This window comes from Mycolicibacter senuensis, assembly GCF_003284925.1.
Lineage (GTDB): Bacteria > Actinomycetota > Actinomycetes > Mycobacteriales > Mycobacteriaceae > Mycobacterium > Mycobacterium algericum_A.
The window spans coordinates 1-16,928 of the sequence record NZ_QMEX01000083.1; the positions used below are offsets into that span (position 1 = coordinate 1).

16 protein-coding genes are annotated in these 16,928 nt (G+C 69.2%); 2 read left to right on the top strand and 14 right to left on the bottom strand.

Translation table 11 applies throughout. From position 1 onward, the window contains the following. From DQP56_RS16645 to DQP56_RS16655, 3 genes are all read right to left on the bottom strand, one after another. A partial coding sequence (locus tag DQP56_RS16645) for a winged helix-turn-helix domain-containing protein (RefSeq protein ID WP_133258949.1) occupies positions 1-1,180 on the bottom strand: 1,180 nt, incomplete at its 3' end. Beyond that, complete coding sequence (locus DQP56_RS16650) at positions 1,180-1,671, bottom strand: dihydrofolate reductase (protein ID WP_112687259.1); 492 nt, start codon at positions 1,669-1,671, stop codon at positions 1,180-1,182. The genes DQP56_RS16645 and DQP56_RS16650, both read right to left, overlap by 1 nt. Further along, positions 1,668-2,468: a thymidylate synthase gene (locus tag DQP56_RS16655; RefSeq protein ID WP_112687261.1), complete on the bottom strand. Its 801-nt coding sequence runs from the start codon at positions 2,466-2,468 to the stop codon at positions 1,668-1,670. Before DQP56_RS16655 ends, DQP56_RS16650 begins: the two co-directional genes overlap by 4 nt. 43 nt (positions 2,469-2,511) lie before the next feature. Between DQP56_RS16655 and DQP56_RS16660 the strand changes: the two genes are divergently transcribed. Then, a complete protein-coding gene (locus DQP56_RS16660) occupies positions 2,512-3,252 on the top strand; it encodes an alpha/beta fold hydrolase (RefSeq protein ID WP_112687263.1) in 741 nt (246 codons plus the stop codon). 17 nt (positions 3,253-3,269) lie between these two features. On the opposite strand, the gene DQP56_RS16665 is transcribed toward DQP56_RS16660, so the two are convergent. From DQP56_RS16665 to DQP56_RS16715, 11 genes are all read right to left on the bottom strand, one after another. Next, entirely contained in the window at positions 3,270-4,658 is a 1,389-nt protein-coding gene (locus DQP56_RS16665; RefSeq protein ID WP_112687265.1) for an MFS transporter, read from the bottom strand. A gap of 9 nt (positions 4,659-4,667) precedes the next feature. Further along, the gene (locus DQP56_RS16670; RefSeq protein WP_112687283.1) at positions 4,668-5,663 is read right to left on the bottom strand and encodes a phosphotransferase family protein; all 996 of its coding nucleotides are present in this window, start codon (positions 5,661-5,663) and stop codon (positions 4,668-4,670) included. Between the two features lie 22 nt (positions 5,664-5,685). Then, complete coding sequence (locus DQP56_RS16675) at positions 5,686-6,462, bottom strand: SDR family oxidoreductase (RefSeq protein WP_112687267.1); 777 nt, start codon at positions 6,460-6,462, stop codon at positions 5,686-5,688. Then, positions 6,459-7,679, bottom strand: coding sequence for an acyl-CoA dehydrogenase family protein (locus DQP56_RS16680; RefSeq protein ID WP_112687269.1), 1,221 nt, complete (start codon positions 7,677-7,679; stop codon positions 6,459-6,461). Before DQP56_RS16680 ends, DQP56_RS16675 begins: the two co-directional genes overlap by 4 nt. Before the next feature lie 13 nt (positions 7,680-7,692). After that, the gene (locus DQP56_RS16685) at positions 7,693-8,517 is read right to left on the bottom strand and encodes an SDR family oxidoreductase (RefSeq protein ID WP_112687271.1); all 825 of its coding nucleotides are present in this window, start codon (positions 8,515-8,517) and stop codon (positions 7,693-7,695) included. Between the two features lie 61 nt (positions 8,518-8,578). Further along, positions 8,579-9,217 carry a TetR/AcrR family transcriptional regulator gene (locus DQP56_RS16690; protein ID WP_112687273.1) on the bottom strand — a complete coding sequence of 213 codons (639 nt, stop codon included), beginning with the start codon at positions 9,215-9,217 and terminating at the stop codon, positions 8,579-8,581. Positions 9,218-9,226: 9 nt separating this feature from the next. Next, entirely contained in the window at positions 9,227-10,474 is a 1,248-nt protein-coding gene (locus DQP56_RS16695) for a DNA recombination protein RmuC (RefSeq protein WP_112687275.1), read from the bottom strand. A gap of 30 nt (positions 10,475-10,504) precedes the next feature. After that, positions 10,505-13,699, bottom strand: coding sequence for a carboxyl transferase domain-containing protein (locus DQP56_RS16700; protein ID WP_234825707.1), 3,195 nt, complete (start codon positions 13,697-13,699; stop codon positions 10,505-10,507). After that, a complete protein-coding gene (locus tag DQP56_RS16705) occupies positions 13,678-15,222 on the bottom strand; it encodes a class I adenylate-forming enzyme family protein (protein WP_205868899.1) in 1,545 nt (514 codons plus the stop codon). Before DQP56_RS16705 ends, DQP56_RS16700 begins: the two co-directional genes overlap by 22 nt. Next, positions 15,219-15,668: a hypothetical protein gene (locus DQP56_RS16710; RefSeq protein WP_112687279.1), complete on the bottom strand. Its 450-nt coding sequence runs from the start codon at positions 15,666-15,668 to the stop codon at positions 15,219-15,221. The genes DQP56_RS16705 and DQP56_RS16710 overlap by 4 nt, the downstream gene beginning before the upstream one ends. A 39-nt stretch (positions 15,669-15,707) precedes the next feature. Next, positions 15,708-16,145 carry a VOC family protein gene (locus DQP56_RS16715; RefSeq protein ID WP_112687281.1) on the bottom strand — a complete coding sequence of 146 codons (438 nt, stop codon included), beginning with the start codon at positions 16,143-16,145 and terminating at the stop codon, positions 15,708-15,710. Between the two features lie 113 nt (positions 16,146-16,258). Between DQP56_RS16715 and DQP56_RS16720 the strand changes: the two genes are divergently transcribed. Then, positions 16,259-16,928, top strand: a 670-nt coding sequence (locus tag DQP56_RS16720) for a DUF222 domain-containing protein (RefSeq protein ID WP_114475775.1), incomplete at its 3' end; no start/stop codon positions are given.

Sequence of the window (16,928 nt, forward strand, 5' to 3'; positions counted from 1 at the left end):
CCGCCAGGTCGCCGCGCTCCCCCACGCTGACCCGCCTCAATCCCAGCCAGTGCGCCATGGTCTGCAACTCGAGTAGCAGCGCCTGGGGCACCCGCTGCCGGGCATGGCCCGCTTCGGCGAACGCCCCGACGACGTGCAGCGCCCCGGCTCGGCGGTCGGCCTTGAGGTCCACCCGGCCGACCAGCTGCCCGTCCAGCAGGAACGGCCACACGTAGTAGCCGTATCGCCGCTGGGCCGCCGGGGTGTAGATCTCGAGCCGGTAGTGGAAATCGAAGAGCCGCTGGACCCGGGGCCGGAAGAAGATCAGCGGGTCGAACGGGCACAGCAGCGCGGTGCCCCGATCACCCCGGGGGATCGGCTGGCCGGCTCGCAGGTAAGCCGGCCCGTCCCAGCCGGCCACCGTCACCGGCTCCAGGTCGCCGGCGGCCACCAGCGCCGCGATCGCCGGTTTGGCCTGGCCGGCCGACAGCCGGAAGTAGTCGCGCAGATCGGCCTCGGTACCGACCCCCAGGGCGGTCGCCGCCCGCAGCACCAGTTCGCGCACGGCCTCGGAGTCGTCGACCTGCCGCGCCAGCACGTGGGCCGGCAGCACGTTCTCCACCAGGTCGTAGTGCCGGGCGAACCCCACCCGGGTGGCGGTGGTGAGCACCCCCGCGGCAAACAGCGCCTCGGCGACCCACTTGGTGTCGCTGCGATTCCACCACGGCCCCTTGCCGCGGGCGGGCTTGGCGGCCAGGTGCTCCTCGATCTGCCCGGCGGTGGCCGGGCCCAACTCGGAGACCGCTGCGACGATACCGTCGGCCAGCTCAGGGTTGGGCCGGACGTTGCCCCACCGACCGTGGGTGTACTGCCGCATCCGCCAGCGCAGCAGCGGCCAGTCGTCGACGGCCATCAGCGCCGCCTCATGCGCCCAGTATTCGACCAGCAACCGCGGCGAACGGCTGCTGTGGCTCCAGGCGGCGCGGTCCAGCATGGTGCGGTCGTAGCAGCCCAGCCGGCTGAACACCGGGGCATAGTGGGCGCGTACCGCCACGGACACCGAGTCCAGTTGCAACACCTGGATGCGGGAGATCAACCGCTTCAGGTGCGCCCGGGTGATGGTGACGCGTGGTTTGGCGACAGTGAATCCCTGTGCGGCGACCGCGATCCGGCGCGCCTGCGCCGAGGTCAACGACGCCATCAGCGGTGGTAGCTGCAGAACCGGTACCGCAAGCCGCGCGCGCTGGTCAGCCACGGCCCCGCGGTGCCCCGCCAGCTTTCGTCGAGCACCGGTGCCACGGCGTCCTCGTCCTGCCGGGGCAGGTCGATCTCCACTTCGGTCACCTCGCACCGGTCGGCGAGCGGCAGCGCCAGCGCGTAGATCTGCGCCCCGCCGATCACCCAGGTCTCGGCATCGGTCAGCGCCGCGTCGAGGGTCGGAACCACCTCGGCGCCGTCGGCCCGGTAGTCGCTGCGGCGGCTGACCACCACGTTGGCCCGGCCGGGCAGCGGACGCACGCCGGCCGGCAGCGATTCCCAGGTCAACCGGCCCATCACCACCCGGTGCCCCAGGGTGAGTTCCTTGAAACGCGCCTGGTCTTCGGGCAGTCGCCACGGGATGCCGCCGTCACGCCCGATCACCCCGGACGTCGACTGGGCCCAGATCAGACCCACCTTGGCCGGGCGGCTCATACCGCGACGGGCGCCTTGATCGCCGGGTGTGGGTCGTAGCCCAGGATCTCGATGTCGTCGAAGATGTAGCCGAAGATCGAATCCCGCGGCGCCAGAGCCAGTTTCGGGTAGGCGCGAGGTTGGCGGGACAGTTGCTCCCGCACCTGCTCGACGTGGTTGTCGTAGATGTGGCAGTCCCCGCCGGTCCAGACGAACTCTCCGACGTCCAGCCCGGCCTGCGCGGCCATCATGTGGGTGAGCAGCGCATAGCTGGCGATGTTGAACGGCACGCCGAGGAACAGGTCGGCGCTGCGCTGGTAGAGCTGGCAGGACAGCCGCCCGCCGGCGACGTAGAACTGGAAGAGTGCGTGACACGGCGCCAGCGCCATCTGGTCCAGTTCGCCGACATTCCACGCCGAGACGATGATGCGGCGTGAATCCGGGTCGGTGCGCAACAACTCCACCGCGCGTTCGATCTGGTCGATGTGCTGCCCGCTCGGTGTCGGCCAGGAGCGCCACTGCACGCCGTACACCGGCCCGAGATCACCGGTGTCGGAGGCCCATTCGTCCCAGATGCTGACGCCGTGTTCCTTGAGCCAGCCGATGTTGGAGTCCCCGCGCAGAAACCACAGCAACTCGTAGACCACCGACTTGACGTGCACTTTCTTGGTGGTGATGAGCGGGAAGCCGGCGGCCAGGTCGTAGCGCAACTGGTGGCCGAACAGGCTGCGGGTGCCGGTGCCGGTCCGGTCGGCCTTGGGGGTTCCGCGCTCGAGCACCAAGGCCAGCAGATCCTCGTACGGGGTGGCGATCGGCACGTCGTCCAGCTTACTTGCCCGGCGTCGGGGTAGAACGGAAGCCATGCCGACGATCACCGACACCATCACCACTGCCGACGGCGACTGCCCCGTGCGGCTGTTCACCCCGGACGGGCCAGGCCCCTGGCCGGGCGTGGTCATGTATCCCGATGCCGGTGGAGTGCGGCAGACCTTTGTCGAGATGGCCGCCGAACTGGCCAGTTCGGGTTACGCCGTGCTGCTGCCCGACGTGTACTACCGGCACCCCGGCTGGGAGCCCTTCGACATGGCCACCGCGTTCAGCGACGCCAAGGAGCGGGGCCGGATCATGTCGATGCTGGGCAGCGTCACCTTCGACCGGATGACGACCGACGCCGAGGCGTTCTTCGACTACCTGGCGGGCCGCCCCGAAGTGCGCGGGGAGAAGTTCGGGGTCTGCGGTTACTGCATGGGCGGGCGCATCTCGATGGTCGTGGCCGGCCGTGTTCCTGATCGGGTGGCAGCGGCGGCGTCGTTCCACGGCGGCGGCCTGGTCACCGACGCGGCCGACAGCCCGCACCTGCTGGCCGAGCAGATGAGCGCCACGGTGTATGTCGCCGGTGCCGCCAACGACGCGTCCTTCACCAAGGCGCAGGCAGCGACGCTGGAGCAGGCGTTGGCCGCCGCCGGCGTCGAGCACACCGTCGAGTTCTACCCGGCCGCCCACGGCTTCGCGGTCCCCGACAACCCGCCGTACGACGCCGATGCCGCGGCCCGGCACTGGGCGGCGATGCGGCAGGTGTTCGCCGCCGCGCTGACCGGATAGCCGGGCCGGCTCCCGGCCTAGCCAGGATGCAGGGCGTCACCGAGATGGTCGGCGATGCTGACCTCATCGAGTGCGCTGTCGCGGGTTTCGCGCATCACCAGCACCGCGGCGAAGGACAGCGCCGCCGCGATCGACAGGTAGATGCCCACCCAGCGCACGCCGTACCCGGTGGCCAGCCAGGTGGCGATGAACGGCGCCACCGCTGCCCCCAGGATGCTCGCCGCGTTGTAGGACACGCCCGATCCGGTGTAGCGGACGTTGGTGGGGAACAATTCGGGTAGCACCGCGCTCATCGGCCCGAATGCCAGGCCCATCAACGTCATTCCGATGATCAGGAAGGTCAGTATCGCCGCGGGCGGCCGGTCCGGGCGCAAGAAGACGCCGAAGGTGGTCCCGTACACCATGATTCCGGCGATGAAGACCAGCAGCACCGGCCGACGGCCGAATCGATCGGCCAGCACGCCAGACAGTGGCAGCACCGCTATGAAGAACAGGACCCCGATCAACTGCAGCCCGAGGAAGTCGGCGTAGCTGTAGCCCAGCCCGGTGCCCTGCGGTGGCCGCTTGGTGGTGGCGTGGCTCAGCGTCCACGTCGTCACGGTGTAGAACAGCGTGTAGGTCGCCACCATCACCAGCGTGCCGATGACCAGCTCGCGCCAGCTGTCCCGGAACACCTGGGCGATCGGCGCGGTCAGACGCTCACCGCTCTCGATCGCCCGGGTGAACACCGGTGTCTCGGTGAGCCGCAGCCGCACATAGAGCCCGACGCCGACCATCGCAGCGCTCAGCAGAAACGGGATGCGCCAGCCCCAGCTCAGAAACGCCCCGGACCCATCGTCATCGGCGCCGGCCGGCCCCAGCAGCCGCAGCAGGAGCAGGAACAGCGCGGTGGCGAACAGAAAACCCAGCGGGGCGCCTAGCTGCGGCCATATCCCCGCCGACGCCCGCCGGCCCGGTTTGGCGGTCTCGGTCGCCAGCAACGCCGCACCGCTCCATTCGCCGCCCAGCGCCAGGCCCTGGCTGAACCGCAGGATGGCCAGCAACACCGGTGCGGCCAGGCCGATGTGGTGGTAGGTCGGCAGCAGCCCGATCAGGAACGTCGCGACACCCATGACGAGCAATGAGGCGACGAGCGTGGCCTTGCGGCCCAGCCGGTCGCCGAAGTGGCCGAACAGCACCGACCCCAGCGGCCGGGCCACGAACGCCAGGCCGAAGGTCGCCAACGACGCCAGCAGTGCTGCGGTCGGGTTTCCCGGCGGGAAGAACAGGTGCGGAAAGACGGTGACCGCCGCGGCCGCATAGACGTAGAAGTCATAGAACTCGATCGTGGTGCCGATCAGCGCCGCCACCGCTATTCGCCTGCGCGGAACCCCGTCGACGAGATCCGGTCCCCTGGTGCGGGTCACCGCCTCCCCTCAGATCCCCGCTTCATCGGCAACCTCGCGGGCCTTGCGCACGAGCGCGTCGATCCACCCCGTGATCGGGGTCCCGGCAGCGGCCTTGTTTGCCGGATTGTCCAGCACCCGCCGCACGATCCCCTCGGCGATAATCGCGACCTTCCAGAGCCCCAGCGCATGCCAGTACTGCAGCGTCGCCGCGTCGCGCCCGGTCTGCTCGAGGTAGACCCGGGCCAGTTCGGCCCGGTCGGGGAAACCCTCCAACGTGCTGAGGACGAACTCTCCGGCGATGTCCTCCTCGCCGGGTTCCGGCCAGTACGCCAGCAGGCTGCCCATGTCGGCCAGCGGCTCGCCGAGGGTCGACAGCTCCCAGTCCAGCACGGCCACCACCTGCCCGCTCTGCGGTGAGGTGATCACGTTGCGCAGGTGGAAGTCACCGTGCACCAAGGTGAGTTCGTGCTGCGGCGGCGCCGCCGCGGCCAGCCGTCGGGTCAGGTCATCGAGCGCGGGCAGCTCGCGGGTCTTGGACTTCTCCCATTGACCGGCCCAGCGTTTGAGCTGACGCTGCGCGTACGGTTTGTGACTGGCCAGATCGTCGAGGCCGACGGCCTTGATGTCGACGGCGTGAATCTTGGCCAGTGTCTTGGGCATTGACAGCCCGATCTGCCGGCGCCGCTCTGGTGTCAGCGATTCGGCAACCGACATCCGGTCGGCCACCACCCCATCGACGTACTCCATCAACAGCAGCGGCGTGCCTTCGGAGTCGCGCGTCATCCCGTACACCCGCGGGGTGGGCACCTCGGTGTCTTCCAGGGCGGCAAGAATCCGTGCTTCCCGGGCGACGTCGTGGGCCGACGCCAGCAACTCACCCAGTGGCGGGCGACGCAGCACCCACCGGTGATCGGCGGCGTCGGAGACCAGGTAGGTCAGGTTCGACTGCCCGATCCCGATCCGCTCGAACTTCACCGGGCGACTGACGGGAATACCCAGCTGCGCAATCCAGCGCGCGATCATCGGCGGGTCGACGCCGAGCACCTCAGCCACCACGACCTGCCCGGAAACCGGTTGCGTCACCGAGGACCTGGCCACCGTCGACCACCAGTGTCTGTCCGGTGATCCAGCTCGCCGCATCGGAGACCAGAAACGCGACCGCGTCGGCCACATCGACCGGTTCCCCGATCCGTCCCAGCGGAATCGTCGTCGACAACGCCTGCTCGTGCTCCTGCCACAGCACCTCAGCCAGCCTGGTGCGCACCACGCCGGGGCAGATGGCGTTGACCCGCACGCCCGGTGAGAGCTCCAGTGCCAACTGCTTCGTGACGTGGATCAGCGCGGCCTTGGTGGCGTTGTACATGCCCATCAGCGGCGCGGAGCTCATCCCGCCGATCGAGGCGGTGTTCACCACCGCGCCGCCGTGCTCGGCCATCCACGACTTGACCGTGCAGGACGTCCACAACAGCGGGCCCCACAGGTTGACGTCGAAGATCTTGGCGAACCGGCCGTGGTCCTGGTCGATCAGCGGACCGAACGCCGGATTGGTGGCGGCATTGTTGACCAGGATGTCGATCCTGCCGAATCGTTCCAGCGTGAGATCGACACAGCGCTGTGCGGCATCGTCCTCGGCGACGTGGGCGGCCACACCCAGCGCATTGCCGTCGATCTGCGCAGCCGCGGCATCGGCGCTCTGCTGGTCACGAGAGGTGAGTACCACGTTGGCGCCCGCCTGGGCCAGTCGCTGTCCGATCGCCAGCCCGTTGCCGCGGGAGGCACCGGTGATGATCGCGGTGCGCCCGGTCAGCTCCGTCGTTGTCACTGGGCGGCCGCCCGGTACTTCTTCAATTCCTGCCGGGCGATGGCGCGCTTGTGGACCTCGTCGGGACCGTCGGCGAGCCGCAGCGTGCGCAGGTGCGCCCAGAACCCGGCCAGCGGGAAGTCTTCGGTGACGCCACCGGCGCCGTGCACCTGGATGGCCCGGTCAACGATCTTCAGCGCGATCTCGGGTGCGGCAACCTTGATCGCCGCGATCTCGACCTGCGCCGCCTTGTTGCCCACGGTATCCATCAGGTACGCGGCTTTGAGGGTGAGCAGCCGGATCATCTCGATGTCGATGCGCGCCTCGGCGATCCAGTCGCGGATGTTGGCGTTGTCGGAGACCGGCTTGCCGAAGGTGACCCGGGATTGCGCACGCCGGCACAGCAGTTCCAGGGCACGCTCGGCCATGCCGATGCAGCGCATGCAGTGGTGGATGCGGCCCGGTCCCAACCGGGCCTGGGCGATCGCGAAGCCCTCTCCCTCGCCTTTGAGCACGTCCTTGGCCGGCACCCGGACATCATTGAAGTCGATCTCGGCGTGGCCCTCGCGGTCCTGGTAGCCGAAGACCGAGACTCCGCGCATGACGGTGACGCCCGGGGCGTCGATGGGAACCACCATCATCGATTGCTGCCGGTGGGTGGCGGCGTCGGGATCGGTCTTGCCCATCACGATCATCACCCGGCAGTTCTGGTGTAACGCGTTGGACGCAAACCACTTCCGTCCGTTGAGGACGTACTCGCCGCCATCTTTGACCATCGACAGCTGCACGTTGGTGGCGTCGGAGCTGGCAACCGCCGGCTCGGTCATCGCGAACGCCGAGCGAATCTTCCCCTCCAGCAGCGGCTTGAGGTATTTCTCCTTGTGCTCATCGCTGCCGAACAGCGTGAACACCTCCATGTTGCCGGTGTCGGGCGCGCTGCAGTTGGTCGCCTCCGGCGCCAGGTGCGGGCTGTGGCCCATGATCTCGGCCAGCGGCGCGTATTCGAGGTTGCTCAGGCCGGGGCCGACGTCCGGATGAGGGTGAAACAGGTTCCACAGGCCGCGGTTTCGCGCCTCGGTCTTGAGCTCCTCCAGGATCGGAGGCTGAAAATGTGGGTTGCCGGATTCGGCCATCTGCGTCTCGTAGACCGCCTCCGCCGGGTACACGCAGCTGTCCATGAACTCCAGCAGGTCGGCCCGGTATTTCGCCGCGCGCTCTGACATCTCGAACAGTGACATGCAGACTCCTCTTCTAGGAAACTTCCGGCTTGAGCAGGCCGCGCTGGTAGCGGCGCATTCCGCGCAGCCAGCGGTCGTAATCGGCTCCCTTGAACCGGTACATCTCCAGCACGGCCGGATGCGGCAGGATCAGGAAGCGTTCGTCGGCGATGGCGGCGAGCACCTCCTCGGCGACAGCGGCCGGTTCGAGCACCTCGCCGGCCGCGGTGACCGCGCGGGTGGCGAGATCACCCAGCGGGTCGCCGGATCGTTCGCCGGCGTAGAGCAGATTGGTGTTGACGCCCATCGGGCACAGGCAGCTGACCCGCACGCCCTGATCGCCGTAGCTGATATTGAGCCATTCGGCGAATCCGACGGCGGCATGTTTGGTGACCGCGTAGGTGGCGCCCCCGAGTTGGGTGAGCAGGCCGGCCGCCGACGCGGTGGACACGAAATAACCCTCGCCGCGGCGCACCCAGTCGGGAACCAACAGCTGCGCGGCGCGGATGTGTGCCCGCAGGTTGATGTCGATCGCTTGGTCCCAGTCGCCGTCGTCGGCTTGCAGGCCGGGGGCGCCGGTGATGCCGGCGTTGGCGAAGTACATGTCGACCGGACCGTAGTGATGCTCGGCGAGCGCGATCAGCTGCCGGATCACCTGGGTATCGGAGACGTCGCCGCCGCTGCTGGTCGCCACGCCCGGATGCTCGGCGTTGATGGCGTCGGCCACCGCCGCCGCGGCCTGCGCATCGAGGTCGGCCACCACCACCGTCGCCCCGGCCCGGGCCAGCGCTGCGGCCAGTGCGCCGCCGATGCCACCGCCGCCGCCGGTCACGATGGCGACCCCCCCGGCAACCTTCATGGGCAACCTTCCCTCACTGTCGGTCGTTCGTCACCGTAATTGAAACCGATTTCAGCTTCAACTACTGGCCTTCCGGAAAACGCAGGGCATTGGCCCACAACCGGGTCACCGTGCCCACCAGCGCGTCGAAGTCGATGTCGGCCGCCTCGCCAAGCACGAACACGCCGTAGGCCAATCGGCTGACCATCCCCGAGAGCGCCCGCGACGCCAGCAGTGGGTCGACGTCGGCACCGGCGATGCCGCGCACCTGCAGATCGGCGATGCCGGCGGCATTGCGCTGGACGAACGCGTCGGCTCGCTGCGATCGGAAGGCACGGAACGTCGGATCGATCTGGGCCACCTGTTCGAGCAGTCCCATGAGCTTGGCATTGCGCCGATATGCCTCCAGGTAAGCGCGATTGCTCGCCTCCAGTACCGCGTAGGGATCGTCGGTGCCGCCCACCCGACCCATTCCCGGGTGCATCATGTCCCGCTGTGCCTGTTCGAGGACGGCGGCGAAGATCTCCTCTTTGTTCGCGAAGTAGGTGTAGAACGACCCGGTGGCGCAACCGGCCGCCTTGGTGATGTCGGTCAGCTTGGTGTCGATATAGCCGTCGCGCTCGAACACCTTGCGGGCGGCGGCGACCAGCGCGGCCCGGGTCCGCGCGCCACGCACTGTCGTCGGCGGCTGGCGGGTCGGGGCGACCGGCACGGCTTCCATTCCGGCAGCTTAGCTGAATCCGACGTCAAGTTCATCCAATGTCGCGGTGCCGTCGGCGAGGCCGCCCAACATGGCGTCGGCTTCCGGTTCGGGCAGTGACTCCACCCCGCGCAGCTTGCGTTCGATGGCGCGGGTGCGGACCCCGGCGGTGTCGATGGTGTTGCGGGCGGTGTCGAGTTGCTTGCGGGTCTTCTCCAGTACCGCCGCGAACTTTCCGAACTCGGTCTTGACCGCGCCGAGCACCTGCCAGACCTCGCTGCTGCGCTGCTCGATCGCCAGGGTGCGAAAGCCCATCCGCAAGCTGTTGAGCAGCGCCGCCAGCGTCGTCGGCCCGGCGAGGGTGACCTTGTACTTGGCCTGGAGCTGTTCGAACAGCCCCGGTTGGCGCAGCACCTCGGCGTAGAGGCTCTCTGTCGCCAGAAACAGGATCGCGAAGTCGGTGGTGTGCGGCGGCGAAAGATATTTGTCACAGATGTCGCCGGCTTCGGCTTCGATCCGCCGGATCAACGCCTGCCGCGCGGCGGCCTCCCCCGCGGCATCGGCGCTCTCCTGCGCGTCGAGCAGGCGCTCGAAGTCCTCCCGCGGAAATTTGGCGTCGATCGGCAGCAGCACTTCGCCGCCGCCGGATCCGCCGGGCAACCGGATCGCGAACTCCACCCGGGCAGCCGATCCCGGCACGGTGGCCACGTTGGTGGCGTACTGCTCGGGCGTCAGCATCTCGGCCAGCAGTGCGGCCAGTTGCGCCTCACCGAAGATGCCGCGGGTCTTGACGTTGGTCAGCACCCGCTTCAAGTCGCCCACCCCGGTGGCCAGCGTCTGCATCTCCCCGAGCCCCCGCTGCACGGCCTCCAGCCGCTCGGAGATCTGCGTGAAGGACTGGGCCAGCCGGGTTTCCAGCGTCGCCTGCAGCTTCTCGTCGACCGTGGCGCGCATCTTCTCCAATTGCGCGGTGTTCTCGGTCTGCAGGCTCTTGAGTTGGCGATCCAGCGTGGCGCCCAGTTTGTCCTGAGTGCCCTGCAGGGTCGACCCGAAGCGGTGCAGCGTCAGCTGCCATTGGTGGAACGCCTGCGCGAGTTCGGCACGCCCGGTGTGTTGCTCTTCGCGCAGCGTGCGCTCCACCCGCTCGCTGTCGCCGCGCAGCGCGGCGAGCTGTTCGGGTGAGAGCGCTCCGCCGCCCGGCCGCAGCAGCATCACCACCTGAAGGATCACCGCCAGCAACGCAAGTGACGTGAGCAGGATCAGCAGGGCGGTGTCCATACCCGGCAAGGTAGCGCGGGGTACCGACAACTAACCGTTCGACAGCCCCGCGATCCACCTTCGGGATTCCGCCGGGTCGATGACGTCGTCGAGTTCGAAGGTGGTCGCCGCGCTCAACGCCCGCCCGCGCCGGTAGGCCGCCGCCACCAGCTGCTCGAACAGCCGCTGACGCTGATCGGCGTCGGCGGCCTCGGCGAGTTCCTTGCGGAACCCGAGCCGTACCGCCCCTTCCAGTCCCATCCCGCCGATCTCGCCGGTCGGCCAGGCCACGGTGAACTGCGAAGCGTGAAACGAACCGCCCGCCATCGCCATCGCGCCCAGGCCATAGCCTTTGCGCAGCACGATCATTCCCATCGGCACCGTCAGACGGGCCCCGGCGATGAACATCCGGCTGAACCGGCGCACGGTGGCCTCCCGTTCGGCATCCGGGCCCACCATGAATCCCGGGGTGTCGCACAGCGTCACGACCGGCAGCCGAAACGACTCGCACAGCGCTAAGAAGTCGGCGGTCTTGTCGGCCGCCTCGGCGTCGATGGCACCGCCGAGGTGGTGACTGTTGTTGGCCAGCAGCCCGTATGCCACGCCGCGCACGCGCACCAGGGCGGTCACGATGCCGATCCCGTAATCCGGTCGCAGTTCCAGTGCCGAATCGACGTCGACGATCGCCTCGATCGCCCGGCGCACGTCATAGGCCCGCAACCGGTTCTGCGGCACCACATGCCGAGCCAGTCTCGGATCGGGTTCGCGCCAGTCGGTGACCGCGCCGCGGAAGTACGACAAGTAGCGCTTGGCCAGCACCACCGCGTGGGCCTCGTCGGCGGCGGCCAGCGCCACCACCCCGTTGCGGCGCTGCACCTCGATCGGGCCGATCTCCTCGGGCCGGTACACCCCCAGCCCGCCGCCCTCGATCATTGCCGGGCCGCCCATCCCGATATTGGCGTCGGGCGTCGCGATGATCACGTCGCACACGCCGGCCAAGGCCGCATTGCCGGCGAAACAGCGGCCGGACACCACGGCCACCAGCGGCACCTGGCCGTTGAGTGCGGCCAGTGCGCGAAACGTCATGAGATCGAGCCCCGCCATGCCTGCGACGTCGGTGTCGCCGGGCCGGCCGCCGCCGCCCTCGGCGAACAGCACCACCGGAATTCGCCGGCGGGCCGCCAGCTCGAAGAGCCGATCGGTCTTGGCGTGGTTGCGCATGCCCTGCGTGCCGGCCAGCACGGTGTAGTCGTAGGAGGCCACCGCCACCTGGGCCGAATCGATGGTTGCCAGCCCGGCGACCAGGCCGTCGGCCGGCGTGTTGGCAATCAGGTCCTCCTCGGAGCGCCGGCTGCGTTGCGCGGCCAGCGCCAGCGCCCCGTATTCGACGAAGCTGCCGGGATCGACCAGATCGGCGATGTTCTCCCGGGCGGTGCGTCGTCCCTGCCGGTGCCGTCTGGCGACGGCCTCGGGCCGGCCGTCGTCGCGAGTGAGCCGGTGGCGGTGGGCGACCTCGTCGAGGTCGGCCCGTGGCGAATCCAGGTCCGGGCCGCCGTCGGGTCCCTCGCCGGTCTCGTCGCCGGTTCCGGCGAACACCAGCAGCGGTTCCCCGGCGGCTACGACCTGCCCGACGGTGACCAGTGCACGCACCATCGCGCCCGGAGCGGCGAGCACGTGCTGCATCTTCATCGCCTCCAGCACCACACCGCCGGGCTCCACTTCGACGACCGTGCCCGCCATCGGCGCGTACAGCACGTGTTCACCCGGGCCCAGATCCGTTGCGGGTAACCGATTCCCGGCGATCGCCGGCGACGCAGCCCCGACCAGGGCGGGCAGTCGCCGACCCAGCCAATCGGTGGTGACGGCCCCGGCCGCCGGGTCCGCTTCCGACAGCACGGCAACGAGCAGCCCGGCGTTGGTGCCGACCCCGTCGATGATCAACTCCGACAACGCCGTGCGGGCTTTGTGGAGCGCGGCGGCCAGCGAGGTGCCGTGCACGTGGGTGATCACCTTGGCCAGCAGCGAGTCGTAGCGGGGGCTGATGGTCAAGCCCGGGCGGGCATAGGTGTCGACCCGGATCCCCGGGCCGCTCGGCGGCGTGAACGCCGTCAGCGTGCCGACGCACGGTTGCACCGCACCGTCGGCGGCCACCGTTTCGGCGTTGACGCGGCATTCGACCGCGATCCCGTGGGAGCGCGCCGGTTCCCCGGTTTCGCAGCCATCAGCGGCGACGACGCCGGCCGGCAGATCCAGCTCGCCGAGCGCGGCGCCCTCGGCGATCCGGAACTGCACCGCCACCAGATCCACCCCGGTCACCGCCTCGGTGACCGGGTGTTCGACCTGAATGCGCGGATTGACCTCCAGAAAGACGAAATCGTCTCCGGTGACCAGGAATTCCACGGTCGCCAGGCCCCGGTGCCGGACCGCTGCGCACAGTCGGGCCGCCGCCCGGTGCAGTGCGGTACGCAGCCCGGCAGAGATCGCCGGGGCCGGCGCGATCTCGATCAGCTTCTGGTGGCGGCGCTGGATGCTGCAGTCGCGATCACCCACCGCCAGGGCGCGCACGCCGTCGGCGACGATCTGCACCTCGATGTGGCGGGCGTCGGCGACGAACTCTTCGGCGAACACCGCCGCCGTGCCGAAGCCGAGCCCGGCCTCCTCGGCGCACCAGCGGTAGGCGTCGCCGAGCTGACCGGCTTCGCGTACCGTACGGATTCCCCGGCCGCCACCACCGGCGAGCGCCTTGAGCATGATGCCGCCGGGGTGGGCGCGCAAGAAGTCGCGGATCTGTTCCAGACCGCCGGATCCGTCGGTAGCGGCCGGCACCGGCAGGCCCGCGGTGATGGCGGCACCGCGAGCCGCCGACTTGTCGCCGAAGGTGTCGAGCACACCCGGGTCCGGCCCGACGAAGGTTCGCCCGGCGACCGCGACGGCTCGGGCGAATTCCGGGTTCTCCGACAGGAACCCGTACCCGGGATGAATCAGCACCGCGCCGGATTTCTCCGCTGCCGCCAGGATGGCGGCCTGGTCAAGGTAACCGGCGGGGCCGGTGCCGGGCAGCGCGATGGCGTCATCGGCGGCGCGCACGTGCGGGCTGTCGGCGTCGTCGGGGGCGTAGACCGCGACGGTGCGATAACCCGACTCGGCAGCGGTGCGGATGATCCGCAGGGCGATCTCGCCGCGGTTGGCGATCAACACCGCTTTCGGCGGGGCGTGGATGGCGCTCACCGCAGCGGGTCGCCCCACTGCACCTGCTCACGCAGCCGCCCCTTGAGCAGCTTGCCGCTGGCGGTGCGTGGCAGTTCTTCGTCGACAATCGTGATGTATTGCGGCACTTTATAGTCCGCCAGCTGACCACGACAGTGATCGAGCACCGCTGCCACGTCCAAATGCTGCTGGCCTGCACCCAGCAGCACCGCGCCCACCTTCTCCCCCATCACGTCGTCGGGCACTCCCAGCACACAGGCATCGGCGACCCCGGGCGCCGACAGCAACGCGGCCTCCACCTCGACGCTGGAGACATTCTCGCCGCCACGGATGATGATGTCCTTGAGCCGGTCGATGATGTGCACCCGGCCGGCGTCGTCGACGCGGACCACGTCGCCGGTGTGCAGCCAGCCGTCGACGATGGTCGCGGCGGTGGCATCAGGCCGGTTCCAGTACCCGCGCATCACATTCGCGCCCCGCACCACCAGCTCGCCGGTGGTCGGATCACCGGGACTGCTGTCCAGCGGCGCGACGCCGAGGTCTCCCGAGGGCACCGCGTAGCCGACCGAATCGGCGTGGGCGACGGCATCGAAGTCGGGCAACACCGTCATCAGCGAGGCCGTCTCGGTCATGCCGTAGCCGTTGAACACCGTTGCCGCGCCGAACGCCTCACGCAGCGACCGCACCAGGGCCGGGGCGGTCGGCGCACCACCGTAGCCGACCCAGCGCACCCCGGCGACGTCCACGCCGGCGAAGTCCGGGTGCCGCAGCAGCAGCGAATAGATCGCTGGAACCGTTACCATCGACGAAATCCGTTGCGCGGGAAGCGTAGCGATCAGCTCGGGTAGGCTCAGCGCCGGCATGATCACCGCCGCTCCCCCGGCGTAGGCGGCGACCAGCAGCTGCGAATTGCAGCCGGTCACATGGAACAACGGGACGGAGATCAAGGTGCGCAGTTCCTCGCCCAACTGCCGGGACTGGCCCATGGAACGCACCATGTTCTCGGCGTTGGTCAGGAATGCCTCGTGAGTGGTCGGCACCCCCTTGGGACGCCCGGTGGTGCCCGAGGTGTAGAACAGCGCCGCGATGTCGCCCGCATCGACACCGTCCACCACGTACGGTTGGCCGTCGGGCAGCGCGGTGCCCGGCGCCAGGTCCACCCGGACCCCGGCGTCGGTGAGCACGAAGTCGACCTCCGGTGCGGCCGAACGGGTGTTGACTGCCACCGGGATGCCGCCGGCCAGCAGGGTTCCCCAGAATGCCAGCACCCAGTTCAGCCCTGCCGGATACCGCAGCCCCACCCGGTCGCCGCGTTCCAGCCCGTCCGCGCGCAGCCCGCCGGCGACCCGCGCCGCGCGTTGCCACAACTGCCGGTAGGTCAGCGCGCCGGCCCCCAGTTCGACGACGGCCTCGGCGTCCGGCCGGCGCTGGGCCTGCTCGGCCAGCACGTCGAGCAGGGTGACGGGCAGCTGCTCGTAGTGCGCGACGCCGTTGCCGTCGCGGATCACCCCGGTCGTCGGAAACGGGTTGCGCCGCCGCGAGATCTCAACGATGCCGCTCATGACCGGCGCCGCCGTGCACTGGCCAGGGCTCGCATCGTCCCGCGCAGCGCGTAGACCGCTGTCATGACGCATGCCAGCAGCAGCACGACGAACATCGGCAACCAGTTGCCGCGCTGATGGTCGACATGCCACCAGACATAGGTGAACAGCACCGAGCACACGAACAGCACCACGTCGCGCCAGTTGCCCTGATAGGAGATCGCCGCGGCCCGCAGCGCCCGGCTCCGGTCCAACGCGGCGACCAGGTCATCGATGCGCTCGTCGATGGTGCGCTGCAGCTCGGCCCGCCGCTCGGTCTGTTCGGCCGGAATCCGGTCGAGCAGATCGAGGTCCTGTTTGATGCGGTTGCGCGGGTCCGGTCCCTTCCGCTGACCGGCCGCCGCCGTCAGCAAGGCGCCACCGAAGACCGGTGCCGCGCCCAGCGTCAAGCTCAACAGAGAAGGCATCGTCGTGGCGGTCCTTTCGCGCTGTCTCCTCGCGTCACCCTACGACGTCTGGCCCAAATGCACGGTGCCGTCCGGGCCGATTCGCCAGGACGGGTTACGGGCGATCTCCCAGATCAGTCCGTTGGGGTCTTGCACGTGGGCATGGAATACCCCGCCGAACTGGCCGGGCTGCGGGGCTTTGAGGACTGTGCCGCCGGCGCCGGCCATGGCGTCGGCCAGGGCGATCACGTCGTCGGGGCTGTCGACGTTGTGGGCCAACGTGATCCCGGAGATCGAAGAATGGCCGCCGGGCAGCCCCAGGTCTTGGTTGAACTTGTCGGCGATGAAGAACCCGAGCAGCTGCCCCGGCGCCGTCTGGTAGAAGACGATCTCGTCTTCGACGTCCAGCAGCGGGCGCCATCCCAGCGCAGCGTAGAAACCCCGGGTGGCATCCAGATCAGTTGTGGCGACGGTGACGAAGTGCAACTGTTGCTCCATGCGCAAAGCCTAGGAGGGCCGTCTCCACAACCTGCCAGCCATGGCCGCAGTTATCCACAACGTGCGACCCTGCCAAACAGTTTGAGTCAGTAGAATCCGCTACAGTCGAACACATGTTCGATTCATCGTTGTCAGGACCCGAGGCGCTGGCCGATGCCGATGATCGTGCGCTGGTGGCGGCGATAACCGGCTGGGCCCGGGTGGAGGCGGCTGCAGCGGCCCGTCGGCTGGCCGCGATCGGGGAACTGGTTGCCCGCCGCACCAGCGGTGACAGGTTCGACCGGTCCCGCTGGTCGTGCGACAACTGGGATAGCGCGGCTGCCGAGGTAGCGGCCGCCGAACAGATCAGTCACGGCATGGCGTCCTCGCAGATGTATCTGGCCAGCGCCCTGCGCGACCGGATTCCCCGGGTGGCGGCGCTGTTCCTGGCCGGCCGGATCAGTGCCCGGCTGGCCGCGGCCATCGCCTGGCACACCACGTTGATCACCGATCCGGATGTACTGCTGCTCGTCGACGCCGACCTGGCCGAGCTGGCCACCTCGCTCGGCCCGCTCTCGGTTGCCAAGACCGCCGCCGCCATCGATGCGCTGATCGAACGCCACGATCCCGCTGCGGTTCGCCGGACGCGCGACCGGGCCCGCGGGCGTGAAGTGGTGATCGACACCGATCAGACCGAAGGTGGGATCACTGGCCTGTGGGGCCGGTTGTTCGCCGTGGACGCCGCCGCCCTGGATCAGCGTCTGATGCAGTTGGCGCACACCGTGTGCGACGACGACCCGCGCA